This is a genomic window from Nocardia sp. NPDC055050, assembly GCF_053608345.1.
The window spans coordinates 83548-110052 of record NZ_JBSGVG010000003.1 but is presented as its reverse complement, the minus strand read 5'-3'; the positions used below and the strand labels follow the sequence as shown (position 1 = coordinate 110052).

General features: G+C 69.1%; 13 protein-coding genes. 4 read left to right on the top strand and 9 right to left on the bottom strand.

Annotated features, from left to right (window positions below; all coding sequences use genetic code 11):
* Positions 1 to 20: 20 nt before the first annotated feature.
* The 5 genes from ACWGCN_RS05015 to ACWGCN_RS04995 form a co-directional block, all read right to left on the bottom strand.
* Positions 21 to 794, bottom strand: coding sequence for an SDR family NAD(P)-dependent oxidoreductase (locus tag ACWGCN_RS05015; protein WP_452457481.1), 774 nt, complete (start codon positions 792 to 794; stop codon positions 21 to 23).
* A 73-nt stretch (positions 795 to 867) separates the two neighbouring features.
* Entirely contained in the window at positions 868 to 1698 is an 831-nt protein-coding gene (locus ACWGCN_RS05010) for an SDR family NAD(P)-dependent oxidoreductase (protein ID WP_452457482.1), read from the bottom strand.
* An 8-nt stretch (positions 1699 to 1706) separates the two neighbouring features.
* Positions 1707 to 2201, bottom strand: coding sequence for a nuclear transport factor 2 family protein (locus ACWGCN_RS05005; protein WP_452457483.1), 495 nt, complete (start codon positions 2199 to 2201; stop codon positions 1707 to 1709).
* 156 nt (positions 2202 to 2357) lie between these two features.
* The gene (locus tag ACWGCN_RS05000) at positions 2358 to 2744 is read right to left on the bottom strand and encodes a beta-sandwich lipoprotein (protein ID WP_378991765.1); all 387 of its coding nucleotides are present in this window, start codon (positions 2742 to 2744) and stop codon (positions 2358 to 2360) included.
* Positions 2745 to 2918: 174 nt separating this feature from the next.
* A complete protein-coding gene (locus ACWGCN_RS04995) occupies positions 2919 to 4145 on the bottom strand; it encodes a PucR family transcriptional regulator (RefSeq protein ID WP_379312322.1) in 1227 nt (408 codons plus the stop codon).
* A 263-nt stretch (positions 4146 to 4408) separates the two neighbouring features.
* On the opposite strand from ACWGCN_RS04995, the gene ACWGCN_RS04990 reads away from it, so the two are divergent.
* From ACWGCN_RS04990 to ACWGCN_RS04975, 4 genes are all read left to right on the top strand, one after another.
* Positions 4409 to 20860, top strand: coding sequence for an amino acid adenylation domain-containing protein (locus tag ACWGCN_RS04990; RefSeq protein WP_452457484.1), 16452 nt, complete (start codon positions 4409 to 4411; stop codon positions 20858 to 20860).
* A gap of 179 nt (positions 20861 to 21039) precedes the next feature.
* A complete protein-coding gene (locus ACWGCN_RS04985; protein WP_452457485.1) occupies positions 21040 to 21786 on the top strand; it encodes an alpha/beta hydrolase family protein in 747 nt (248 codons plus the stop codon).
* Between the two features lie 98 nt (positions 21787 to 21884).
* The gene (locus tag ACWGCN_RS04980; RefSeq protein WP_452457486.1) at positions 21885 to 23006 is read left to right on the top strand and encodes a serine hydrolase domain-containing protein; all 1122 of its coding nucleotides are present in this window, start codon (positions 21885 to 21887) and stop codon (positions 23004 to 23006) included.
* A gap of 113 nt (positions 23007 to 23119) precedes the next feature.
* Positions 23120 to 23899 carry a MerR family transcriptional regulator gene (locus tag ACWGCN_RS04975; protein WP_452457487.1) on the top strand — a complete coding sequence of 260 codons (780 nt, stop codon included), beginning with the start codon at positions 23120 to 23122 and terminating at the stop codon, positions 23897 to 23899.
* A gap of 9 nt (positions 23900 to 23908) precedes the next feature.
* On the opposite strand, the gene ACWGCN_RS04970 is transcribed toward ACWGCN_RS04975, so the two are convergent.
* The 4 genes from ACWGCN_RS04970 to ACWGCN_RS04955 form a co-directional block, all read right to left on the bottom strand.
* The gene (locus tag ACWGCN_RS04970; protein ID WP_378991756.1) at positions 23909 to 24388 is read right to left on the bottom strand and encodes a hypothetical protein; all 480 of its coding nucleotides are present in this window, start codon (positions 24386 to 24388) and stop codon (positions 23909 to 23911) included.
* Between the two features lie 8 nt (positions 24389 to 24396).
* Positions 24397 to 24807 carry an NUDIX hydrolase gene (locus ACWGCN_RS04965; protein WP_378992046.1) on the bottom strand — a complete coding sequence of 137 codons (411 nt, stop codon included), beginning with the start codon at positions 24805 to 24807 and terminating at the stop codon, positions 24397 to 24399.
* 98 nt (positions 24808 to 24905) lie between these two features.
* Complete coding sequence (locus tag ACWGCN_RS04960; RefSeq protein WP_378991755.1) at positions 24906 to 25385, bottom strand: carboxymuconolactone decarboxylase family protein; 480 nt, start codon at positions 25383 to 25385, stop codon at positions 24906 to 24908.
* On the bottom strand, positions 25382 to 26461 hold the full coding sequence (locus ACWGCN_RS04955; protein ID WP_378991753.1) for an NAD(P)H-dependent amine dehydrogenase family protein: 1080 nt from the start codon (positions 26459 to 26461) through the stop codon (positions 25382 to 25384). The genes ACWGCN_RS04960 and ACWGCN_RS04955 overlap by 4 nt, the downstream gene beginning before the upstream one ends.
* Between the last annotated feature and the right edge of the window lie 44 nt (positions 26462 to 26505).

Sequence of the window (26505 nt, the reverse complement as noted above, 5' to 3'; positions counted from 1 at the left end):
CCGGGTCTGCCCGCGTCAGTTCAGATGCCGAAACCGCCGGAGACCGACAGTTGCTGACCGGTGATGTACCCGGCCTGTTCGGAGGCCAGGAACACGCAGGCGGCGCCGATGTCGGCCGCCGTGCCCCATCGTTTCATCGGCACGAAGCGGCGGGCTTCGGCCTCCCAGGCCGCGTCGACCACGCCCGTGGCTTTCAGCTCGAGGAACATGCCTGCCTCGATGACGCCGACCAGCACCGAATTGGCGCGGATATTGTGCCTGCCTTCCTCTTTCGCGATGCCGCGGACCAGCGCCTCGTTGGCGGCCTTGGGCAGCACGGACAGACCGTCGAGCCGGGGCCACCACCGGTCACCGGCGGAGCCGAGGTGGATCACCGAGCCGCCGCCGTGCTCGCGCAGATGCGGCAGCACGGCGTGCACGGCGGTGAACATTCCGAGCGCTTCCACCTCGATCGACTGCCGGTAGCGGTCGGGTTCGGTGTCGACGAGGGTGATCTGGTCGACGACCGGGCCGGCACCCCACACCAGCGTGCGGATCCGTCCGTGCTCGGCGATCACCTCCGCGATCACCCGGTCGACGGCGGCCGTGTCGCGGACATCGACCTGATGGGCACTGGCCCGCACGCCGAGCGCACGCAATTCGGCCACGGTGGTCTCGGCCACGGATTGTTTGCTGCGGTAGCAGATCGCCACGTCACCGCCCGCCCGTGCGAAGTCCGCGGCGACGGCGCGGCCGAGGCCGCCACTGCCACCGAAGACCAGTGTGACACCGTCGAGAAGAGTCAGTTGCATCATGGGGGAAAGCTAGCGGCGCCGTGTCTTTCGCCGCATGCGGGTCTCCCGCCCAGCGGGAGCCACGACTGCCGCCTCAACGGACGCCGAAGAGCGCGCCGCCACCGAATGCCGCGCGATGCGAGACCGGTTGTCCGCCATCGATATCGGTGATCCCGTAGTCGACGGCGGCCTCGGCCGTGATCACCGTACTGCCGCTGCGCGCGCCGACCTCCGGATCGGTGGCCAGGGCCAGGACGACCCGGCCGACGAATTCCGGTGTCTCCGCGCCGGCGATCGGGAACCCCTCGATGTCCTCGACACCCAGTGCCAGGACCTGCTCGGTGCGCACGATGCCGGGCCACAGCGACAGCGTGCTCACGCCGGTGTCGCGCAGTTCTACGGCCATGTCGGCCGCCATCTTGTCCAGGCCGGCCTTCGACATTCCGTACAGCACCGAGTGCAGGTAGCCGCGGGTGCCGAACGAGGAGATGTTGGCGATGACGCCGCTTCCGCGAGGCACCATGAGCCGTGCCGCTTCGACCGAGGCCACGTAGTGTGCCCGCAGGCCGACACCGATCAGGGTGTCCCAGTCGGCGACGGGCCGTCGCCAGAACGGATCACTGAATCCGGCGAAACCGTCGGGATTGGCCCAGACGTTGTTGACCAGCAGGTCGAGCCCGCCCTGTTCGGCGGTGATGCGAGTGAACACCGCGGCGATCTGCGCGTCGTCGCGGTGGTCGCAGCGCACGGCGATGCCGGCGCCACCTCGAGCGCTCACCTCAGCGGCCGCGACTTCCAGGGGGCCGCCGTCACCTTCGGTGCCGCGCCCGGTCAGATACACCGTCCAGCCTGCTGTGCCCAGTGCCAGCGCGATTCCCTTGCCGACGCCACGGCTGGCGCCGGTCACCAGAGCGATCTTCGACATGTCCGCTCCTACTGTGCGATCCGGGTGGCGTCATCGAGGGGGTGGGTGATCGCCCACAACTGGTGGAACGTGCATGTCGCGATCTTCCAGTGCCCGTCCTGCACCCGGTATTCGTCGGCGTACTCACCGGTGGCGACGGTTTCGGTGCGCTCGATCAGGTTGACCTGGCGAAAGCGCAGCGTCCACCGGCCGCTGGCCGTGCCGTCCTCGCGCACGGTGATGTCGGGGTGCACGCCGTGGTGCATGTCGAGGATCGCGTTCTTGCCGTCCACCTGCTGCAGCGCGATCGAGGCGAAGACCGCGGCCATGCCGTCGGCGTCGGTCGTACCGAGCGTGCCGTAGTCCAGCACCGAGCCGGCCGCGACGAAACAGTCACGGAACCCGACCGGGTCTTTGGCATCGCAGGCACGGAAATAGCGGTGCTTGAGCGCGGTGATCGACTCGATCGCCGCCAACCGTGCGAGGTGGCGGGCCGGGTCGTCGGACGGCGGTGTTGCAGACATCGAGCTCCTTGGTCGAATCGACAGATCAGACGTGAAGAAACTCGAATGGCTGTGAGCGTCCGCTACGTCCCGCGGTCGCCACCGTAGGCCCGGAACGCGGTCACCGCCTGCCTGTCTTCCCGCTCATCGGGAACGCCCGCGGGCCTGTGTACACGCTCAGGGGCGGTCGACGTCGGCGATGATGACCTCGGGCTTGAAGATGACCTTGTAGTGGTAGCGACTCACCTCGGCGGCCTCGAGCTGTTCGACGAAGTAGCTCACGTTGTCCGAGAGGCCGAGAAAGTGCTTCTTGTATTCGTCATCGCCGGTCTTGCACGTCACCTCGAGCTGGTTGTTCTCGTCCTTGATCGAGCACTTGCCCTCGATGGACAGCAGGTACTTGTCGGTGATCCCGTTGAAGAACACCACGCGACGGTTGATCTTGAACTGGTCCGATTCCTTGGACAGGTTCTTCGAGACCACGTCGGCGTCGCTCGAGCACCCGGTCACTGCGATGGCACCCGCGAACAGCGCCGCGACAGCGGCGATCAGTTTCTTGTTCATTCCCCCACCTCGTTCGTCCTTCTTCAGACCATCATGAGTGTCAGCGGTCGAGATCGCCACTGTCAGTGCCATTCCCACCCGATTCGGGCGATGACACGTCGGACGGCGGCGAGCTGATCGCCGACCCGATGGCTGCGCCCGCCCGGCTGTGCATCCCGCACAAACCAGCTGGGCTCAGATTGTCCGAGTCAGGACGTGGGGGTACCAGCGGCAGATGCCCAGGGCGAAGCGTAGTTCGAAGGTGTCGGTGTCGACGGCGATGCCGTAGCGGCCGGTGACCTGTTGGATGCGGTACTGGACGGTGTTGCGGTGGACGTCGAGGACGCGGGCGGTGCGCGAGTAGCTGGCGCCTTCGGCGAGGAACACCTCGAGGGTGTTGCGCAAAAGTTCCACTTTGGCGCCGTCGCCTGCCAGCGATCCGAGGACGCGGTGGACGAGGCCGGTCAGCTCGTCGGGATCGTCGGACAGCAGCGCGAAGGGCGCGATCGTGTCGTAGTCGACCACAGTAGGCGCGGTCTCCCCGGCCGAGACGACGAGCGCCTTGGCCCGTGCCGCGCTGCGGGCCGAGCGCCGGAAGCCCGGCAGCCCCTGGCCGACCGGCCCGAGCGCTACCCGTATCGGCAAGCCGGAAGCCGCGAGCTGGGCGGTGAGTTCCTCGACCGCGCAGGGCTGTCCGGTCGGGAACCACAGGCACATGGCGCGGTCTCCCGACGCGGCGACCAATTCGGCGCCACCGGTGCCCATCGCCGCGGCGAGCAGCTGTCGGGCCTGCTCGAGCGCGCGCACAGCCTCCGCGCCGGTGACCGTCGACCACACTTCAGTGGCGTAGTGCCACTGATCGAGTTGGTAGCCCAGCACTTCCTGGGCGGCGGCGACATCGACATCGTCGTTGTCGAGCAACCGTGCGATCCATTGCTGGCGTGCGGCTTGGCGGCTGCTGAGCCAGCGGTCCCGTTCGGCCTCGTAGATCCGCCCCATCGACGAATTGAGGCGATCCAGGTAGGTGCCCGCGAATTTGAGCAGTTCGGCAATCCGGGCGGGCTGGTCAGGGCCGGGAACGGCCAGGACGAGCCCGATCGCGGCGTCGAGGATCCGGTACTGCCCGAGCCCGTAGGCGCGCAGCAGGATCGTCAGCGGCACACCGCGCCGGGCCAGCCGTTGGGCGTAGGCGGCGGCCCCGGGGGGCGGGCCTGCGGTGGCCGGGTCGATGCCGTTCGCCAGCACGTACTGCACGGCGGCGATGTTCTCGGCGATGCTGGCGGCTCGCATCTCGGCCAGATCGGCGGCGACGTCGTTGAGCGGGATCATCTGCTCGGTCACCCGGATGAGGTCGGCGGTGATGGCGTCGACGCGCGGGCCCAGGGCCTGTCCCACCCACACCAGGGATCCGTATGCCGCCATGCGCGCTTCCGTCCGTTGAACAAAAACCGTCGACGGCATTGTGCCATCCGCACAAATTTCTGGTCGATTCGGTCTCGGCGTCGATAAACAAACCGGTCATGTGGTCGTGACAGCGTGACATGTGGTGTCATGGTCGCCGAACGCCCCGATATCGACTCCTTCTTGCTTGTTCGACACTGGTCCGCCCCGGTAGGCCGAATCCGACAGGGTTCGTGGGTCATCGCAGAGCTGTGGGCCGGTTAGCTGAAGGATGTTGTACTCGAATGCGTGAAGCGCGCACCTCTCCACGTGAAGTTCGTCGTGCGCCGCGCGGTCGAGGCAACCGAAAGTCGAGTGCTCCCCTCTTCCCTCAGCTGCTGACCGCGGCGGTCGACACCGCCGGTGATGCCGTCGCTGTGTCCTGTACCCCGGTCGACGGTGCACGCCGCGAACTCACCTACACCCAACTCGACGAGTACTCGTCCCAACTGGCCAGAGACCTGATCGCGCGCGGCATCGGTCCCGGCGATGTCGTCGCGCTGGGATTCACCCGGTCGATCGAGTCGGTGGCGGCGGTGTGGGCGGTGGCCAAGACCGGCGCTGCCTACGTCCCTGTCGATCCGGCGCTGCCCGCCGAGCGGATCGCCTATCTTCTCGAAGACTCCGGCGCCGTCCTCGGTCTCACCGGCACGCCACATCGGGAGATGCTGGGCGATTCGGTCGACTGGCTCGACATCGACGCCCCGGCCCAGCGCGACCGCATCGCCACCTACCCCGCCCACCCGATCTCCTACCTCGACCGAGTTCGTCCGCTGACCGATCAGCACCCGGCCTATGTCATCTATACCTCCGGTTCGACCGGGCGTCCCAAAGGCGTGGTCGTCACCCATACCGGTCTCGGTGCCTTGGTCGCGGCCGCCCGGGAACGCTATTCGGTCGACGAAGGCGACCGCGTGCTGCACGTGTGTTCGCCGAACTTCGACGTCTCGGTACTCGAGCTGCTGGTGGCATTCAACTCCGGTGCCACGCTGGTGGTCTCACCGTCGACGGTCTTCGGCGGCCCCGAACTCGCCGAGCTGCTGCGCCGCGAACGCGTGACCCACCTGCTGATCACCCCGGCGGCGTTGGAATCTGTCGACCCCCGCGACCTGGACGCCCTGCGTGTCGTCGTCGTAGCGGGCGACGCTTTCGGCCCGACCCTGGTCGAGCGCTGGGCCGACGGGCGTGCCTTCTTCAACGGCTACGGCCCGACCGAGGCCACCATCCTCGCCACCGGCACCACCGCGCTACGGCCCGGACAGCCCATCACGATCGGCACGGCGTTCGCCGGAGTCGGTGCGACAGTGCTGGATTCGCGCCTGCGCCCGGTTCCCGCGGGCGTGGCGGGTGAGCTGTATCTGTTCGGGCCCGCGCTGGCCCAGAGTTATCGGGGCAGGCCCGCGCTCACCGCTGAACGATTCGTCGCCTCACCTTTCACCGATTCCCGCATGTATCGGACCGGCGACCTGGTCCGGCGCACCGCCGACGGTGACATCGAATACCTCGGCCGCTCCGATTTCCAGGTCAAGATCCGCGGCTTCCGCGTCGAACTCGGCGAGATCGACGCCGCGCTCACCGCCCACCCCGACATCGAGTACGCGGTCACTCTCGGCACGAAAGCCGACTCGGGGGCGACCGTGCTGGTGTCGTATGTGCTTGCCCAGCAAGGCAAGTCGATCGACGCCGACGCGGTAGCGCGCTTCGTGGGCACCTCCCTGCCCGCCCATATGGTGCCGACCGTCCTGATGACCCTCGACGAGATCCCGTTGACCCCCAACGGCAAACTCGACCGCAACGCCCTGCCCGCACCGGTTTTCGGGGCTGTGGGTTCGCGTGCGCCCGAGGGCCCGGTCGAGACCGCCATCGCCGAACTGTTCACCCAGATCCTGGGTCTGGAGCAGATCGGTGCCGAGGATTCGTTCTTCGCCGCCGGTGGTGACAGCATTCTGTCCATCCAGCTCGTGTCGCGCGCGCGCAATGCCGGCATCACGTTCACCCCGCAGGCCGTGTTCGAACACCGCACCGTCGCCGGGCTGGCGCGGGTGGCGGTGGTGGGTACCGAGTCCGCGCCCACGTTGACCGAACTACCCGGCGGCGGTGTGGGCATGATGCCGTTGACGCCGGTGCTGGCCGCGTCGCTGGCCGGTGGGCGGGTGTTCGGCCGGTTCACCCAGCAGATGGTGTTGGCCCTGCCTGCCGGTATCGACCGAAATGCCCTGGTGGACACTCTCACCGCGGTGATCGACCACCACGACATGCTGCGGGCCGGTCTGCGACAGGTCGACGGGCAGTGGGAGCTGCACACTCTGCCGCCGGGCGCGGTGGACGTGGGCGACCTGCTCCAGCGCGTCGATGTCCCGGCGGGCACCGACGCGCTCGGTGAGATCGCCGACACCGCGATGGATTCCGTGCTCGCGGCGCTGGACCCGCAGACGTACCGGATGATCGGCTTCGCGTGGCTCGCTCGTCCGGACGGCCCCGACGGTTTAATTGTCGCCGCCAACCACGCGGCGATCGACGGAGTGTCGTGGCGAATCCTGTTGTCGGACCTGGTCGCCGCGGGGGCCCAGGTCGGCCGACGTGTCGTCCTGCCCCCGGTCGGCACGTCGTTTCGTCGCTGGGCGCACGGCCTGACCGAGGCGGCGCCGAGCAGGCGCGAGGAACTCGACCACTGGCGCCGGACCCTGTCGGTACCCGACCCGCTGCTCGGCGATCGCCCGCTCGACTCCCGCGATACCGCGTCGACGGTGCGAACCATCAACGTCGAAGTTCGCGCCGACATCACCCAGGCGATCCTGACCGACCTGCCCACCCGGTACCGCGCGGGCGCCGAGGACGGCTTGCTCGCCGCCCTGGCCATGGCTGTGCGCACGTGGCGAGCCCGGCGCGGTGTCGACGCCCCCACGACCCGCGTCCGCCTGGAAGGCCACGGCCGCGAACAGTCCGCGGTCGACGGCGCCGATCTGACCCGCACGGTCGGCTGGTTCACCAGCATGTATCCGATCGCCCTCGACCTGAGCGAGGTCGAGGGCGACGCCGCGTGGCACGGTGGCGACGCCACGGCCGCCGTCGTCAAGGCCATCAAGGAACAGCTGCGCGCCGTGCCGCACAAGGGCATCGGTTTCGGCATGCTCCGCCATCTGGACCCGGAATCGGCATCGCGGCTCGACGGCCCCCTCGGCCAGGTCGGCTTCAACTATCTGGGCCGGATCACCGCGGGCGACCTCGGCGATACCGACCACAGCTGGCTACCCACCGCCGGGTGGGGCGAGCCCGTCGCCGAACAAGACCCCGATCTGCCCGCTGCCGCCGTCATCGACATCAACGCCCTGGCCACCGGTACCGACGCCGGCCTGACTTTGCGCGCGTCGTTCTCCTACGCCTCCGGCATCATCGACGAGGCGTCGGTGCGCGAACTGGCCGACTGCTGGACCGCGGCCCTGACGATCCTCGCCGAACACCTGCGCGATCCGGCAGCCGGTGGACTCTCGCCCGCCGACGTGCCGCTGGTCCAGGTCACCCAGGCAGAACTCGACACCTGGCATCGCGAACGCCCGCACCTGACCGATGTGCTGCCCTTGGCGCCGCTGCAGCTCGGTCTGTTCTTCCTCGCCCAGGTGTCGCCGGCCGACCCGTATCTGGTCCAGCTCGCGGTCGAGCTGACCGGCGAGGTCGACACCGACCGCCTGCGCCGAGCCGCCCGAACCGTCCTCGACCGCCACGCGATCCTGCGCACGGCCTTCGGATCGTCGGCGGCGGGCACGCCGGTCGGTTTCGTGGCCGAGGGTGTTGCGGTGCCGTGGCAGATCATCGACACCGAACTCGACGATGCCGACGAGTTCCTGGCCGCCGAGGCGCGGATCGGTTTCGAACTCTCCACTGCGCCGCTGCTGCGCTTCACGCTGTACCGCCGCACCCACGGCATGCATCTGGTGTTGACCGCGCACCACCTCCTCGTCGACGGCTGGTCGATGCCGTTGCTGATGCAGGAACTACTGCTCTGCTACGCCACCGACGGCGCCCCGGCGGTGCTGCCGCGGGTACGCCCCTACCGTGACTACCTCGCCTGGCTCGCGGGCCGAGACCGTTCCGCCGCGTTGCGCGGCTGGCGCGAGGCGTTGACCGGGCACACCCCGACCCTGCTGACCACCGTGGTCGCGCCGCCGACCGAGCCGTGCGAGGGCCACGGGATGTGCACCGTCGAGCTGTCACCGGCGGAGGCCGGGGACTTGGCGGCCTGCGCCGCGGCCAACGACGTCACGGTCAACACCCTGTTCCAGGCGGCATGGGGTGTGGTGCTGGCCGGTGCGTTCGGCCGCGACGACGTGGTGTTCGGTGCGGTGGTCTCGGGTCGCCCGCCACAGTTGGACGGCGTCGACACCATGGTCGGACTCTTCGCCAACACCATCCCCGTTCGCGTCCGTTTCGCCGAGTCCGAGCCGTTGCGGAACATGTTGTCGCAGCTACAGTCCGAGCAGATCGCGGTGTTGGACGGCCATCACCTCGGTCTCGCCGAGATCCAGCGGGCCGCGGGCACGGGCGAGCTGTTCGACACGCTCATGGCCTACGAGTCCTACCCCGTCGACACCGAGGGAATGCGACGCGCGCACGGCTCCATCGACGGCCTCGAGGTCGTCGATATTCGAGCCGCCAACGCCACGCACTACCCGGTGGCCGTGGGCGTCGAGGTGGGCGAGGGGATTCGCGTCGGCCTCCAGTACCGCCTGGACCTGATCGACACCGGCATCGCACAAGCTCTCGCGCACCGCCTCCGCGCCACCCTCGACGCCTTCCTCCACACACCCGATCAGACCGCCGCACAGCTCCTGGACACCCTCGACCAGCACAACGATCCGATCGCGGAGGCTGGCTACTGGCATCGCGTCCTCGCGGACCTGCCTGCCGAACTGGACCTCCCGACAGATCGCGCCCGCCCCACGGGGCCCGTGCGGGCCGATGCCCGCATCGGCTTCGAGATTCCCGCCGAACTCCATCACCGCATGCGGGACTTCGCCGCTGCCCGCGACACGACGGTCTTCAGCCTCGTGCACACGGCCTTTGCGGTGCTGCTGGCCCGGTTGGCCAACACCGAAGACATCGCGATCGACACCCCGTGCCCGCAGTCTCCGGATGCCCGCCTGGTGTTGCGACTGCCGGTGTGCGGCGCGACCTGTGTCGACGAGCTGCTGGCTGAGGCGACCACGGTCGCCCGGCGAGCATTCAGGCGAAATGGGTTGTCGCACAGTAATCTCCAGACCGTCCGCGACGCGGCCGGGCCACTGGTGCGGGTCACTGTGATGTCGGACGAATGCCCGACTGTGGCTGCCGTGGAGCGCGACCTCGTGCTGTCGCTGCGCGCCCCGAGCTCCGACGACCATCGACGATCAGGCGCCGCGGATGACCACCGACCAGGTGTCGCCGCCAGCGACCGCCCGTCCGGTCCCATCACCGCCGAATTCGTTTACGCGAGTGCGCTGTTCGACCGGGCAACGGTCGACGTGTTCGCGCAGCGCCTGATTCGCCTGCTGGCGGACGCGATCGAGCGCCCGGATACCGCTGTCGGTGATCTCACTGTCCTCGATGCCGCGGAAGAATCGGCCCTCACAGCGCGCAACACCGACACCGGTTCCGCCCTGTTCCCCGACCTGATCGCACGCGGCAACGCGCTGGGCCTCGACAGGATCGCCGTCCGGCACGAGGGCCGTTCGATCACCTACGGCGAACTGACCGAGCGGACCACCCGCTGGGCCCGCGAACTGATCGCCCAGGGCGTCGGCCCCGAAGTCGCTGTCGCCGTTGCCCTTCCCCGGTCCTACGACATGGTCGCGGCCGCGCTCGCCATCGCCGCGGCGGGTGGGGTGTATGTGCCGATGGACCCGCGCAATCCCACACGTCGCCTCCAGCACCTGGTCACCGACTCGGGCGCGATACTCGGCATCACCGCCGCCGCGCACCTCGGCGACCTGCCCGACGACCTGACCTGGCTCACCCTCGACGACCTCGACCGAGTCACCGCTACCCACCCGACGACACCGATCACCGACGCCGACCGCCGCTCACCCCTGCGCGTCGACCACCCGGCCTACCTCATCTACACCTCCGGCTCCACCGGTCTGCCCAAGGGCGTCACCGTGACCCACGCCGGTCTGGCACCGCTGGTCGAGGAAGCGGTCCGCCGCTACCGCCTCGAATCCGAGCACCGCTTCCTGCACATCTGCGCCCCCTGGTTCGACCCCTCCGTGCTCGAATGGCTGTGCGCCTTCACCACCGGTGCGACGCTGGTCGTCGTCGGGTCCGACATCGCGGGTGGGATCGAACTCGCGGATCTGCTGGCCGCCGAGTCCGTCACCCACGCCATCATCACCCCCGCCGTCCTGGGCACCCTCGACCCGGCCGGTCTGCACGCACTGGAATCGTTGTCCGTCGGCGGCGACGTGACCACCCCGGAACTGCTCGCGAAATGGCAGCCCGGCCGCCGCTACCTCAACGGTTACGGCCCCACCGAGACCACGATCATCTCGTCCTACGCCGAACTCACTGCCGGACACCCGATCTCGATCGGCGCCCCCGTGCGCGGCACACACGCGATGATCCTGGACGCCCGCCTGAACCCGGTCCCGCCGGGTGTCACCGGCGAGCTCTATCTGAGCGGGCGCGCGTTGGCGCGCGGCTACCGCAATCAGCCGACGACGACCTCGGCCCGATTCGTCCCCGACCCGTGGGGTGCGCCCGGCACCCGCATGTACCGCACCGGCGATCTGGTGCGGCTGCGCGACACCGGCGAGATCGACTACCTCGGCCGTGCCGACACCCAGGTGAAGGTGCGCGGTTTCCGGATCGAACCGGGCGAGATCGATGCTGTGCTCGTCAGCCACCCCGATGTCGAATTCGCGGTGACCATCGGACGTCGGAGCCCCGCCGGATCGACCACGCTGGTGTCCTATGTGCTCGCGGCACCGGATCGTTGCGCCGACCCCCTCGTCCTCACCGCGTACGCCACCGACCGCCTGGCCGCGCACGCGGTACCGTCGGCGATCGTGGTGCTCGACGCGCTGCCCCTGACCTCCAACGGCAAACTCGACCGCAACGCCCTACCCGAACCGGTCGTCGCCACCGCGCCCACCGCGGCACCCATCGGTGCGAGTCAAACCCTGCTGGCCGAGCTGTTCGCCCGCGTCCTCGGCATACCGCGCGTCGGCGTGCACGATTCGTTCTTCGCGCTCGGTGGCGACAGCATCCTGTCGATCCAGCTGGTGTCGCTGGCCCGCGCCGCGGGCATCGTCTTCACCACCCGTGACGTGTTCGAACACCGCACCGTGGCAAAGCTGTCCGACATCGCCGCGCTCGACAGCCCACAGTCGCCCGTGCTGGCGGAACTGCCCGGTGGGGGCATCGGCGATATCGCGTTGACGCCGGTCCTTGCCGAGTTCCTGACCACCGGTTCCAGCGACCGTTTCGCCCAGACCATGGTCCTGGCACTCCCCGAGAACATCGACCGCCCAGCTCTGGTCGCCATCATCGCCGCGGTCCTGCGCCACCACGACATGCTGCGCTCGCGCCTGCGACGCGACAGCGACGACTGGCAGTTCGAAGTCCTGCCACCCCATCGTGTCGACGCGGACTCTCTGATCACCGAGATCGACGCGTTCTCGGCGCTCACACCGGATGAGCTGACCCGAATCGGCACGGCCGCCATGGATTCGGCGCTCTCGGCGCTGGATCCCGCCACCGCCCGCATGATCGCCTTCACCTGGATCCGCAGGCACGGCGCTCGCGATGTCCTCGCGGTCGCCGCCCACCACTACGTCATCGACGGTGTCTCCTGGCGGATCCTGCTCCCCGACCTGGTCGTGGCCTGGGCCCAGTACGCAGCAGGACAGCAGATCGCCCTGCCGCCGGTCGGTACGTCGTTCCGCCGATGGGCGCACGGCCTCGCCACCGCCGAGCGCACCGCCGAACTCGACCACTGGCAACAGGTCCTGTCCACCCCTGACCCGCTGCTCGGCGCCCGCGCGGTCGACAGCAGCCTCGATACCGAGGCGACGATGCGGTCGATCACCGTGCAGATCCCCGCCGAGATCACCGAACCCCTGCTCACGACGCTGCCCTCGCAATACCGGGCAGGCGCCGATCACCCGCTGCTCGCAGCCTTGGCCTTGGCCGTGCGGGTCTGGCGTGCCCGGCGCGGTGTCGACGCTCCCACTCTGCGACTGCGACTCGAAGGCCACGGCCGCCAGGAGGACGCCGTCCCCGGCGCGGATCTGACCCGCACCGTCGGCTGGTTCACCACCGTCTACCCCGTAGCCCTGGACCTGTCCGCGATCACACCGACGGTCTTCGACGACGAAGCCCTCGCCGCGACGATGCGCACCGTCAAAGAACAGCTGCTGGCCGTGCCGGACAACGGTATCGGCTTCGGTGTACTGCGCCGGAACCCGCACACCCGAAACCGGTTGTCCGGCACCATCGGCCAGATCGGCTTCAACTACCTGGGTCGCGCGAGCACCGCGGCCCGGACCACCGACGACACCGCGTGGCTGCCCACCGCCGACCTCGGTGACATCGCCGTCGACTACGACCCCACCCTGCCCGCGCACACCGTTCTCGACATCAACGCGATCGCCGTCACCACCGACACCGGGCCGCGACTGCGGGCGGACTTCCGCTACGCCACCGGCATCCTGTCCGAGTCCGAGGTCCAGGAGCTGGCCGACGACTGGACGAGCTGGCTCACCGCGCTCGCCGACCACACCCTCCACCCGTCCGCGGGCGGGCTGACCCCCTCCGATGTTGCCCTGGTACAGGTTTCGCAAAACGACCTCGACACCTGGCGCACGACCCACCCGGGTCTGTCGGATGTGCTGCCGCTGTCGCCGTTGCAGCACTCGTTGCTCGCGCTGGGCGAGATGCTCGACGAGTCGGTCCACGCCTACGTCATCCAGCTCATGGCCGAATTGACCGGCGAGCTCGACATCGACCGGCTTCGCCACGCGGCCGCGACGGTGCTGAACCGGCACGCCAACCTGCGCTCGGCCTTCGTCACCACCCCCGACGGCACCCCCGTTCAGCTCGTCGCCGACGCCGTCGAGGCACCGTTGCGGATCGTCGAAGCCACCGACACCGAGCTGCCCGCTCTGCTCGCCGCCGATCAACAGGCAGGTTTCGACCCCACGATCGCGCCGCTGCTGCGATTCACGGTGTACACCATCGGTTCCGGGCGCAGCCATCTCGTCCTGACCGGCCATCACATCCTCCTCGACGGCTGGTCCATGCCGCTGCTGATGAAGGAACTGCTCGTCCTCTACGCCACCCACGGCGACGCGACCCCGCTGCCGCCGGTGCGCCCCTACCGCGACTACCTCGCCTGGCTCACCCGCCAGGACCGCACCGCCGCGGAGCGCGCGTGGTCGGAGGTCCTCGACGGGGTGTCGGCGACGATGATCGCCCCCGAGCTCACCTGGCCGCCGGCGACCGGCCACGGCTACGGCCTGTGCGAGTTCGAACTCGACGCCGCGCGGACGTCCGCGCTGACCGCCGTCGCCGCGGCCGCCGAGGTCACCGCGAACACCGTGTTCCAAACAGCCTGGGGCCTGGTCGTCGCCGCGAGCACCGCACGCGAGGATGTCGTGTTCGGTGCGACCGTGTCCGGGCGCCCGCCCCAGCTGGACGGCGTCGGCGACATGATCGGACTGTTCGTCGACGCGGTCCCGGTGCGGGTGCGCATCGACCCCACCGCCACCGTCGGTGACCTGATCCGCGCCGTCCAAGCCGAGCAGGCCTCCCTGCTCGATCACCACCACCTCGGCCTCGGCGCGATCCAGCGCGTCGCGGGACCGGGCGAACTCTTCGACACCATGCTCGCTTTCGAGTCCTACCCCGTCGACGTCGAAGGTCTCCAACAGGCAGGCGGCGCGCTCGACGAACTGAGCATCGACGACCTGCACGGCGCCGACCACACCCACTACCCGATCACGGTCCTGGTCTTCCTCGGTGCCCGCACCCAGGTGCAGATCAAGTACCGCCGCGACCTCGTCTCCGATCTCGCGGCCCGCGCGCTCACCGACCGTCTCCGCACGGCGATCGACAACCTCGTCGCCGCCCCGACCACGCCTGTCGTCGAACTCGCCCACCAGCTCACCACCGACCCCGCCGACCCGATCACCCGATCCCGCTACTGGCGCCAGACGTTGGCCGACCTGCCGGCTCGCCTGGTCCTGCCCACCGACCACGTGGTCGCCGGCGGCGCACCTTCCGACCTCTCGCGCGCGCAGCGTGAGCACGGCGACAGTCGCCTCGGCGCCGAGCACGGTTGTGCCAGGTCGACCGTCCCGACGACGGTGCACCGAGCCCTCCATGAACTCGCCGGCACCGCGAACGTGAGCAGGCAATCGCTGGTCGGCACCGCCTTGGCTGTACTCCTCGCGCGACTCACGGCATCCGACGACATCGTGATCCGAACCCGCACTCCTGATCTGTTGCTGCGCATCGCCATCGATCTCGCGGCACCCTTCCTCGATCTGCTCACGCGCGCACACGAGGCCGAGACGCTGGCGCTGGCTCATGCGGGAATCCCGCTCGCGGACTTCGCCGAGCTGCTCGGCGTCGAGCCCCGCGCGCTGGGACAGGTGTCGCTGGAAGTACGGTCCACCGGCTCATCGCACGACCCGTTGCCCGTGCCCGCCGCGGCGACGACCGCAGCCGGTTCGGATGCGCGGCACACCCGGCCCGGGGACGACGCCGTGACAGCCGGCGAACTCCTCGTGACGGTGCTCGAGACGACGTCGGGCGCGGCGATCGAGATGTCTTTCGCCCGAACCGTTTTCGATGACCACGAAGCGGACACGTTCGTGCGGCGCCTGGCCCGGCTGCTCACCGCGATCGCCGCCGACCCACGGATCCCGGCCGGTGACCTACCGCTGTCCGATCACGCCGAGTACACCTTCTTGACTCATCTCGGCGACGGCCCGACTCCGTCGGCCACCCCCACCCTGCCCGAGCTGCTGGTGCGCGGCACCGGCTACGGCCAGCATCGAATCGCCGTGCGCGACACCGCGAATACTTACACCTACGGCACCCTCGACGCCGATTCCTCACGCTTGGCCCGAGTCCTCATCGACGAGGGAATCGGCCCGGAAACAGTCGTCGCCTCGGCGATCCCGCGCTCCTACGAGTCGATCCTCGCGTTCTGGGCCATCGCCAAAGCGGGTGGCGTGTGCCTTCCCGTCGACCCGAACTACCCCGAAGACCGTGTCCGTCACATGCTCGCCGACTCCGGCGCGACCATCGGCCTCACCGTCGCCGCGAGGGCGAACAACCTGCCCGGATCGCTGCGCTGGCTGGCGCTGGACGAACCGGCCGCCCGGGCCCGCACCGCCGCCCGCTCGTCGACCCCGGTACGCGACCGCGACCGCCGAGCACCCTTGCGCCGCGACAACATCGCCTACGTGATCTACACCTCCGGCTCCACCGGCACACCCAAGGGCGTCTCGGTCACCCATGCGGGACTCGGCGCCCTCGTCACCCACTCAGCGGCCCTGATGCGCCTGCGCCACGACCACCGCATGCTGCACGTCTGCTCACCCAGCTTCGACCAGTCGATCGAGGAACTCGCCACCGCCTTCCACCACGGCGCCACCCTGGTCATCGCCCCGCCCGACACCCTGGGCGGCACCGACCTCGACGACCTGCTGCGCACCGAACAGGTGACGCACACGATCATCACCCCCGCCCTGCTGAGCACCCTGAACCCGACCACCCTGCCCGACCTGCGGTGCGTGTCCGCCGGCGGCGAAGCCACCGCCCCCGAACTGCTGGCCACGTGGCAACCGGGCCGCAGCTTCCTCAACGGCTACGGTCCCACCGAGGCAACCATCGGCGCGACCTACTCGGTGCTGCGTGCCGGGGACCGCGTCACGATCGGTCGCCCCGTGCCGGGCATGCGGGCCGTGGTCCTCGACGCCCGTCTGCACCCGGTGCCGGTGGGCGCCACCGGTGAGCTCTATCTCGCGGGTCCCGCACTCGCACGCGGGTACCGTGGCCGCCCCGCCGCCACCGCGGATCGTTTCGTCGCCTGCCCCTGGGCCGGACCCGGCGCACGCATGTATCGCACCGGCGACCTCGTCCGCTGGGTGCACGGCGACACCTACGAGCTGGAATACCTGGGCCGCACCGACTTCCAGATCAAGATCCGCGGCTTCCGGATCGAGCCCGGTGAGATCGACGCCGTCCTGCTGCGGCACCCGCAGGTGAGTTTCGCTCTCACGCTCGGCACGCAGAACCCCGCCGGGGACACCGTGCTGGTCTCGTATGTGACAGGCCGCGAGATCGACCCCGGCGCCATCACACGGTGGTCCGCGTCGATGCTGCCCGCGCACATGGTCCCGGCCGCCGTCGTCGTCCTGGACCGTATCCCGCTCTCGGCCGCCGGAAAGATCGACCGGACTGCGCTGCCCGCACCGGAGTTCGTGACGCGCACCTACCGTGCGCCCGCGGCCGGGCTGGAACGTACCGTCGCCGAGGCGTTCGCCGAGGTGCTCGGTGCCGAACGCGTCGGCGCCGACGACAGCTTCTTCGATCTGGGCGGTAACTCGCTGCTCGCCACCCGCCTGACCGCTCGGATCGGTGCCGCACTCGACATCCGGGTGCCGGTGCGCGTGCTGTTCGCCGCACCCACCGTCGCCGAATGCGCGCACGAGATCGCCGGATTGGCCCGCGCGGCCCGTCGACCCGCCCTGCGGGCGCGCCCACGACCTGATCACCTCCCCCTCTCGCCCGCCCAGCAGCGCATGTGGTTCCTCAACCGCTTCGATACCGGAACCGCCGCCTACAACATCCCGGTCGTGCTCCGCCTGACCGGCGAACTCGACACCACCGCGCTGCGGCAGGCCTTCACCGATCTCGTCGCACGCCACGAGATCCTGCGCACGATCTACCCGACTGTCGACCAGGTACCGGCCCAGATCGTTCTGCCTCCGGACCACCCGGATGTACCGCGCCTGCACGTCACCACGATCGCCCCGGACGTCGACGAAAGCCTGACGCCCGCAGTGACAGCACTGGTGTCGACCGTTTTCGATGTCACCCGAGAAGTGCCCTTGCGTGCCACCCTGTTCGAACTCGGCCCGGACGACCACGTCCTGGCCATGTCCGTGCACCACATCGCCGGTGACGGCTACTCCGGCGGACCCCTCACCCGCGACCTCGTCATCGCCTACACCACACGCGCGCAAGGACAGAGCCCCACCTGGGCACCGCTGCCCGTGCAGTACGCCGACTACGCGATCTGGCAGCAGACCCTGCTCGGCGACGAAACCGATCCCACCTCGGTGTCGGCCACCCAGCTCGCCTACTGGCGCCAAGCTCTGGCCGAGCTGCCCGACCAACTCGAACTACCCCGCGACCGGCCACGACCGGCGATCCAGTCCTACGCGGGCGGCCGGGTTCCGTTCACCGTCGACACCGCCACCCACGCCGCCCTCGCCGAACTGTCACGGACCCACGGCGCGACCCTGTTCATGGCCGTGCACACCGCCTTCGCGGTGGTACTCGCCGAGCTGTCGGGCACCACCGACATCGCCATCGGCACACCGGTCGCCGGCCGCGGCGACGCCGCCCTCGACGACCTGATCGGGATGTTCGTCAACACCCTGGTCTTCCGCACCCGCGTCGACGCGGGTGCGAGCTTCGCCGAACAGCTCACCCGCCAGCGCGACACCGACCTGGCTGCCTTCGCCCACGCCGACATCCCGTTCGAACGGCTGGTGGAAGTCCTCAACCCGGCCCGCTCCACCGCCCGCCACCCCCTGTTCCAGGTCGGTTTGTCGTTCCAGAACCTGGCCGAGGTGCGCATGGACCTGCCCGGCACGAGTGTGTCGTCGGTAGAGCTCGATCGGGAGCTGTCCCAGTTCGACCTGCACCTGATCGTGGCCGACCGCTACACCGCCGAGGGTTCTCCGGCGGGCATCACCGGCTACTGCACCTACGCCGCCGACCTGTTCGACGCGGCCACGGTCGCAGGTTTCCTGGCCCGGCTCACCCGCCTGATCACCGCGGTGGTCACCGACCCCGGCGCACCGCTGCACACCATCGACCTGCTCGCCCCCGACGAACGAGTCCGGATCCTCGACACCTGGAATCACACAGCGCGACAAGCAGATCCGGCCGCGACCCTCGCCTCGATGTTCGACGCGACCGTCTCGCGCGCCCCGGACGCCCTCGCCCTCGTCACCGACGACACCCGGCTGACCTACGCCGATCTCGACGACCGGGTCAACCGCCTGGCCCGCTATCTCATCGCCGCGGGCGTCGGCCCGGAAACCCGGGTGGCACTGGCGATGCGGCGATCGATCGACCTGGTCGTGGCGATGTACGCGGTCAGCACCGCGGGCGGGGCGTACGTGCCGGTCGACCCCGACCACCCTCGATCGCGCACCGGCTACATCCTGGACACGGCCGCCCCGCTGCTCGTCCTCACCAACGCCGACACCTGGCTCGACGCGGCCGAGGACCTCGCGACAACCCGTGTTCGATGTGTCGAGCAGGTGGACCTCGCCGCACACAGCCCCGCCCCGATCACCGACCGTGATCGCCGCGCGCCCTTGCGGCCCGCGAACACCGCCTACGTGATCTTCACGTCGGGATCGACGGGCCGCCCGAAGGGTGTCGCCGTCTCGCACGCCGCGATCGTCAACCAGTTGCGCTGGAAGACAGCTGAATTCGGTCTCACCGCACAGGACAGCGTGCTCCTCAAGACCGCGGCCACCTTCGACCTGTCGGTCTGGGAGTTCTGGTCCGCGGCGATCTGCGGTGGTCGACTGGTCCTCGCCGCGCCCGACGGCCACCGGGATCCGGCCTACCTCGCCGACCTGATACGCCGCGAAGAAGTGACAACTCTGCACGTCGTGCCGTCGATGCTCGACACCTTGGTCACCGAGCAACTCCCCTCCTCGCTGCGCCGCGTCCTGGCCATCGGTGAGACTCTGCCGGTCGCACTGACCCGCCGATTCGCCACCGCGGCGCCGAACACCGCCTTGTACAACGTCTACGGCCCGACCGAGGCCGCGGTCTCGATCACCTGCCACCGGGTGAGCGCCGCCGACACGACCACCGTGGCGATCGGCACACCGGTCTGGAACAGCCAGGTCTACGTCCTGGACGCACGGCTACGCCCGGTCCCCGTCGGTGTCCCGGGCGAGCTGTACCTCGCGGGTACTCAGCTGGCCACCGGCTACCTGGGCCGTCCCGACCTCACCGCCGAACGCTTCGTCGCCAACCCGTTCCACGCGGGCACCCGCCTGTACCGCACCGGCGACCTGGCCGCCTGGCGCGCCGACGGCGAACTCGAATACCGCGGCCGCACCGACTTCCAGCTCAAGATCCGCGGCTTCCGCATCGAACTCCAAGAGATCGATGCGGTGCTGGCTTCCCATCCCGACGTCGGCTTCGCCGTCACCGTCGGTCGTGAGAACCAGGCCGGGGAAACAGTTCTGGTGTCCTACGTGGTGGCCTCGCACGGCCACGAGGCCGACGTGGACAGTGTCGCGCGATGGGCGGCCCAGGCACTGCCCACCCACATGATTCCGGCCACGATCACGGTGCTCGACGAAGTCCCCCTGTCCCACACCGGCAAACTCGACCGCGCCGCGCTGCCCGCGCCCGCACTCGCCACCCGCGCCTATCGGGCCCCGGACACGGCCATCGAACACACCGTCGCCGCAATCTTCGCCGACATCCTGCGCCTGGACCGCGTCGGCATGGACGACCACTTCTTCGAACTCGGCGGCACCTCACTCAGCGCCACCCGCCTGTCGACCCAGCTGGGTGCCGCGACAGCCGCCACCGTCCCCGTCACCTGGATCTTCACCACCCCCACCCCGGCGGGCATCGTCGCGGCACTGCGCGCCGAGGGCACCGACAGCGCCGGCATCGACGCCGCTTTCGACGTCCTGCTGCCTTTGCGCACCGAAGGCACCGGCGAACCGCTGTTCTGCGTCCACCCCATCAGCGGTATCGCCTGGTCCTTCAGCGGCCTCGCAGCCCACCTCGACCGCCCGCTGTACGGCCTCCAGTCACCGGCGCTGAGTTCGAGCGAGCCGCTGCCGGATTCGATCGAGGAATGGGCGCTGCGCTACCTCAAGGAGATTCGCGCGGTGCAGGCCGAAGGTCCGTACCATCTGCTCGGCTGGTCCCTGGGCGGTGTCATCGCGCACGCCATGGCGGTGCAACTCCAGGAGGACGGCGAGCAGGTGGCGGTGCTGGCCATGCTGGACAGCACCCTGTCGTCGGCTTCGACGGCTGTCGCGACGACGGTGACCGCCGCCGACCTGCTCGGCGGATTCGCCGGCACCGAGCAGGTGGACCTCGCCGACCCTGTCGACATCCACCAGCTCGCCCGGACGCTGTTCGAGCGCTCCGCACCACAAGCCGCGGTCGACCCGTCCCGCATCGACCGGATCGTCGACGCGGCGACCACCTCGGTCGCCCTCGACGCCGCCTACCACCCCCGCCGTTTCGACGGCACCATCACCTATTTCACCGCGGCCCACAGTGATCCGACCGGAACCACCGGTGCGTCGTCCTGGTCCGAGGCGGTGACCGGCACCGTCGACAATCATGCGGTGGCCGCAACCCACTGGCGCATGACCGAAGACCACGCCCTCACCGTCATCGCCGACACGCTCCGCAAGGAACTGGGTTAGCCGAAACCGAGTGCGGCGCGGCGCTGTCGGCCTGGTAGCGTCGCGGTGTCCGTGACATCGCAGGAGGAGGTGAGACCCATCAACGCAGTAGTCCATGGGTGCTCCCGCCCAACACGGTCGGCCGCCTGACGCCAAGGTCGCCGGGAGCGCCCCACAAGGCACTCCCGAAGGGCACAATCATGCATTTCACCGCACACACATCGTCGAACGGTGTCGCCGAACGCCATTTCACCCTGGGTGAGATCACCGGCGTTCTCTGGTCTCGCGCAGCCGATTCCGGCACCATCGCCCCGGTGGTGCTGATGGGCCACGGCGGCGGTCAGCACAAGCAGGCACCGGGCATCGTGGCGCGTGCTCAGCACTTCGTCACCGCCTGCGGCTTCACCGTGGTCGCGATCGACGCTCCCGGCCACGGTGGTAGGCCACGAACTCCCGCGGACGACGACCTCATTGCCGCGCTGCGACATGCCCGAGCTGCGGACGAGCCCGTCGCACCGATCATCGTGGAATACAACGCTTCGCTGGCCGCGCGCGCCGTCCCCGAATGGCAGGCAACCCTCGACGCAGTGCAACAACTTGCGAGCATCGGCGTCGACGCCCCCGTCGCGTACTGCGGCACCGCGCTGGGTACCGCCATCGGTGTCGCGCTGACCGCGGCGGACCCCCGGATCTCCGCCGCCGTCTTCGGCCTGCTCGGTCACCGATCCCTGACCGAGGCGGCCGCCTCGATCACCGTCCCCGTCGAGTTCCTGCTCCAGTGGAACGACGAATACGTCGACCGTGACAGCGCGCTCGCCTTGTTCGACGCGTTCGGCTCGGCGGAGAAGACCTTGCACGCCAACCCCGGTGGGCACGCCCAGGTCCCGGCGTTCCAGCTGACCACCACCACCGAATTCCTGACCCGCCACCTGGCCCGAACAGCCTGACACCGGCGTGTCCGGGTCCGGCACGATCAGACCCGGACACGCCGAGTGACCCAGATCACTCTTGCGGTTGACCTTGGGTCAACGTGGACGCTCATCTCATGACTTCGAACGCGAACACCACAGCGAGCACCACCACAACCACTGCCGCACAGCACTATCCGACCCTGCAGCAGACCATCGAGGAGATCGTCGCCACCGGATTCGTCGGCCTGCACGTGCGAGTCGACGACGAGCAGGGCGTGTGGGTCGGCAGCGCCGGGCGCAGCGAGCTGGGCCAGAGCGCACCACCGCCGATCAACGGGCGCGTCCGGATCGGCAGCAATACCAAGACTTTCGTCGCGACCGTGGTCCTGCAACTGGTAGCCGAGGGCACGATCGCCCTCGACGCTCCCGCCGTCGACTACCTGCCCCGGTTCGAGTTGGATCCGCGCATCACCGTCCGCATGCTGTTGCAGCACACCAGCGGGATCTTCAACTTCACCGGCGAGTTCTACGAAGACGGGACGAGCGCGCCGGGAGTCGTCGCCTGGAGTGGCAAAGACTGGGTGGACAACCGTTTCCAGACCCACCACACCGACGAGCTGGTGCGGCGGGCATTGGCAAAGCCCGCGCGGTTCGAACCGGGCACGGACTGGAGCTACGCCAACACCAATTACGCGCTCGCCAAGCTGTTGATCGAAGCGGTCACCGGTCACTCGCTGGCCGAGGAGATGCAGCGACTGATCCTGGGCCCGCTCGGGCTCTGCGACACCGTCGTGCCGGAGACCTCGACCGAGATCGGCGGACCGCACGCCCACGCCTACTACCGCTATGACGACGCCGGGGTGGAGCAGACGGTCGACGTCACCTCCCAGAACCCGTCCTGGATTTCCAGCGGCGGCGACATGATCTCGACCAGCAAGGATCTGCACACCTTCCTCTCCGCACTGCTGCGCGGCACGCTGCTGCCCGCCCCGCTGCTGGCCGAGATGCTCACCCCCGAAGCCAAGGTCGGCTACGGCCTTGGGGTGTTCGTCCAGCAGACCGAGACCGGCACCGTCATCACCCACAACGGCGGCCACGGTGGCCATGCGGCGCTGATGTACAGCACGCTCGACGGCACCAAGACCATGACCGCCGCACTCAACTACATCGACGACGCCGACCTGTCGATGTCGGCGACGTTCCAGGCCGCGACGCAGCGACTGCTCGACGAAGTGTTCGGTGCCGCTACGGCCTGAACGCACCTTCCGGGGTCGCGCCCAGCTGCTCGCGGCCCCGGATGCTTGACCTCGACGCACCATCAAGGTCAACTTTCTGAGTAGGACTACCTCGAACAAGGCGGACTGAGCAGATGATGAACGGCGTCACGATCGGCCAGGCCGCGGTTTTCGCCGGTGTCACGATCAAGACCGTGCGGCACTACGAGAAGAACGGTCTACTCGACGAACCGGCCCGCGACAGCTCCGGCTACCGGCGCTACGGTTCGGCCGAACTGTTGCGGTTGGTGCAGGTCAGAACCCTCGCCGCCGCCGGAGTCCCGCTGGCCGAGATCGGATCGCTGCTCGACGCCGACGCCGACGCGTTCGCCACCGAGCTCGCCGACGTCGAACGGCGTCTCACCGAGCGGATCGAGGAACTGATCGTGCGCCGAGACACGCTGCACCGGCTGGCCGACGGCGACCGCACGCTGCTGCCCGACCGCGCGGTGGAGCTGCTCGCTCGCCTACCCGGCCTAGGCTTTCCCCCGGCGGAGGTGGCAGCGGCCAGGGAAGGGTGGGTGCTGGCCAGAGCGCTGGTCCCGGAGGGCTTCGACGATTACCTCACCAATGTCGAGAACGCCCTCGAAGACACCGAGTTCCTCGCCCTGAGCAGGCGCGCCTCGGAATCGGCCAGCTGGGATCCGGACGACCAGCGCGTCGAGGAAGTGGCTACCGCGCTGGCCGAGCACTATCTCGCCCACCCCGACCAGCTGAAGATCGTGACGGGCCTGCAAGCCCGCACAGACGCCGCGACACGCTACAAATTGATCCGCCACCACGGTGAAGAGCAGGAATCGGCCCCGGCCCGGCTCTCGGCCCTTGTCGAGGCGAAGCTGCGGGCCGCCGGCGTCTACATCCCCGGATCTCGCTGACCCGCACGCTCAGATCTGCCGCACCCACGCGACGAAGAACAACCCGCCCGCCGCCACGAGAACCAGGGCGACCGGAATCGCCCACCACGACCGGTCACCGCCGAGGACCGTCCGCGTCACCCGCAGCTGTAACCGGCCGCACAGGGCGATCACCGCGACGAATGCCGGCGCGATCAACGCACCCGACACCGCGTGCACCAGCCACGCGCCCGCCAGCGTCGGCCCGCCCCACGAGGTCTGGTAACTGTCGGCGGCGACCAACGGATAGGCGAACCCACGCACCAGAACCAGCACGCTGAGCATCGCGAGGAACCAGCCGAGCAGCCCGACACCACCGGAGAGCACCGATTGGATCAGGCAGCGTCGCAGGGAAATGTCGTGGGCGCCGACAGGTTCGCGCAAGAGCAGTCGCGGCACCCGCAGCCGGGTCCGCACCCGGGTGAAGGCCAGTGGCAGTGCCAGCAGTTCGTAGAACGCCGACCGTGCCACCGCGCCGATCACCGCAGCGACCCGGCCGCCGCGAGGTCGTCGAACAACAACTGGTCGACCGGGGGAACCAGATCGCGGTCCCCGAATCCGAACCAGGCCAGCGCCTCGATCTCGCTGCTTGCCGTGAGCACCCCGCGATAGTCGGCGGTGTAGCACGCCATTCGGACGACGGTGTCGTGCCCGTCGGCGATCGCGGCCTCATAGGTGCCGACGTGGGTGGCGCTGTCGGGCGTGAGCTCGACGGTCAGTTCTTCGGCGACCTCGCGGACCAAGGTCTGCAGGTCGGTCTCGACGCCTTCCCGTTTGCCGCCGGGGATGAAGAACACGTCCTTGCCGCGTGGGCGGGCACACAGGATGCGACCGTTCTCGATCAGCACCCAGGCCACCGTATCGATGAGCTGCTGTCTCGCAGGTTCCATCACGGCCCGCAGCTTAATCGGCGCGGGCGCGACAGTGTTGCCCAGTCCCTGGCGCCCGGCCGCGGGCGAGGCGGTGCTACCTCTGGCGCACCCGGCGGTCAGTGGCCGGGCAGCACGCACACGGTGTCCAGCCCGAGGACCCGGTTGAGGCGGCCGAACGCCAGCCAGGAACCGATGCTCATGCTCAGCTCCACCACCTCGGCCTGGGAGTACTCGGCGAACATCCTGGCCCAGAATTCGTCGTCGAGGCCGTGGTGGTCGGTGGCGTAGCGCTCGGCGTATTCGGCGGCGAGGCGGGTCCGTTCGTCGAACCGGTCGGTGTCACGCCAGTGGGTGACGGCATCGGGGAATTCCGCTTCGACCTTCTGTCCGTCGCGTTCGGTGCGCCAGTCCTGACAGAACAGGCAGCCGTTGATCTGGGCGATCCGCAACCGGGCCGCTTCGAATTCACGCAGGCCGAGGGTGGAGTGCTCGTAGACCGACAGCGAGAATGCCGCTGCGGCGACGCCGATGCCGGGCACCATCTCGCCCCATACGTAGCCGATGGGATCTTTGCCCTCGGGAATGTCGATGATCATCGTGGTGTCCTTCCGAGTTTGCCGACCGCGGCGCGCAGCGGCACATCGAGTGCGTCATAGAGACCGGGCGGCGCCTCGACCAGCCAGTCGATGGCATTGACCAAACGTCCCACCGCCGTGGCGTTTCCGCCCGCCGCACGATTGCCGCCTTCATCGGTCGCTTCGACGCTGACCTCGATGCGTGGCGAACCCTCGATGATCACCCGGTGGGCACCGTCACCGTCGGGTGGTGTCGGCCAGTCCGGTGCACAGCTGGGATGGATGCGGGTGACGTGCTCGATCACGATGCGCGCCTGCCCGTCGACGATGCCTTGCACCTCGAACCGCACCGCCCCCTGTGTGCCCGCGTCGAACGCCCCCATCTGGGTGGTCTGCACTGTCGCGTCGAGGGCGCGCCGGTCGACGGTTTCGCGGATCTCGTCGAGTTCGACACCCAATGCTCTGGCCATCAGCCGGATCTGGCCGCCCCACACCATCGTCGGCACGCTCGCCATCAGCATCGGCGGCTGGTAGTCCATCGGCTGTCCCATCCCGACGAGGTAGCGCACCGAGTCGGGTTGGTCGTAGGTGGAGTAGTCGAAGATCTCCTGGCAGCGCACCACGTCGATGGTGGCGGCGAGCCCGCTGATCAACAGCGGCAGCACATCGTTGCCCCAGCCGGGATCCACCCCGGAGACGAACAGCGAACCACCGCCCGCGGCAATGGCTTCCAGCACCGGCTCGCGCATTTCGGCCGGTGCGTTGCGCGGATCGTAGAGGGCGTAGAGGGCCGGGGTGACCACGACGGCGCCGGCCCGGATCGCCCGCACGATGTCGGCGAGCGCGTCGTCGGGCCGGATGTCTCCGGACGCCGCGTACACCACCGCCTGGGGTCCGGTGGCGAGTAGCGCGTCGATGTCGTCGACGGCGGCCACCCCCAATTCGGTGTCGAGGCCTGCGAGCGTGCCCGCGTCTCGGCCGACTTTGTCGGGGTTGTGCACGAGCACCCCGGTGAGAACCAGCGCCGGATGGGCAGCCACGGCACGGATGGCCGCGCGGCCGACGTTTCCGGTGCCCCAGACGATCGTGGGGATCATCGAGCCACCGTAGCAAGCGCTTGGTTCGTCGTCTGGCGTATCCG

Excerpts from the sequence above, each read along its gene's own strand:
- ACWGCN_RS04975 (WP_452457487.1), top strand. The coding sequence starts at position 23,120 with ATGATGAACGGCGTCACGATCGGCCAGGCCGCGGTTTTCGCCGGTGTC.
- ACWGCN_RS05015 (WP_452457481.1), bottom strand. The coding sequence starts at position 794 with ATGATGCAACTGACTCTTCTCGACGGTGTCACACTGGTCTTCGGTGGC.
- ACWGCN_RS05010 (WP_452457482.1), bottom strand. The coding sequence starts at position 1,698 with ATGTCGAAGATCGCTCTGGTGACCGGCGCCAGCCGTGGCGTCGGCAAG.
- ACWGCN_RS04985 (WP_452457485.1), top strand. The coding sequence starts at position 21,040 with ATGCATTTCACCGCACACACATCGTCGAACGGTGTCGCCGAACGCCAT.
- ACWGCN_RS04980 (WP_452457486.1), top strand. The coding sequence starts at position 21,885 with ATGACTTCGAACGCGAACACCACAGCGAGCACCACCACAACCACTGCC.
- ACWGCN_RS05000 (WP_378991765.1), bottom strand. The coding sequence starts at position 2,744 with ATGAACAAGAAACTGATCGCCGCTGTCGCGGCGCTGTTCGCGGGTGCC.
- ACWGCN_RS04955 (WP_378991753.1), bottom strand. The coding sequence starts at position 26,461 with ATGATCCCCACGATCGTCTGGGGCACCGGAAACGTCGGCCGCGCGGCC.
- ACWGCN_RS05005 (WP_452457483.1), bottom strand. The coding sequence starts at position 2,201 with ATGTCTGCAACACCGCCGTCCGACGACCCGGCCCGCCACCTCGCACGG.
- ACWGCN_RS04990 (WP_452457484.1), top strand. The coding sequence starts at position 4,409 with ATGCGTGAAGCGCGCACCTCTCCACGTGAAGTTCGTCGTGCGCCGCGC.
- ACWGCN_RS04995 (WP_379312322.1), bottom strand. The coding sequence starts at position 4,145 with ATGGCGGCATACGGATCCCTGGTGTGGGTGGGACAGGCCCTGGGCCCG.
- ACWGCN_RS04965 (WP_378992046.1), bottom strand. The coding sequence starts at position 24,807 with ATGGAACCTGCGAGACAGCAGCTCATCGATACGGTGGCCTGGGTGCTG.
- ACWGCN_RS04960 (WP_378991755.1), bottom strand. The coding sequence starts at position 25,385 with ATGATCATCGACATTCCCGAGGGCAAAGATCCCATCGGCTACGTATGG.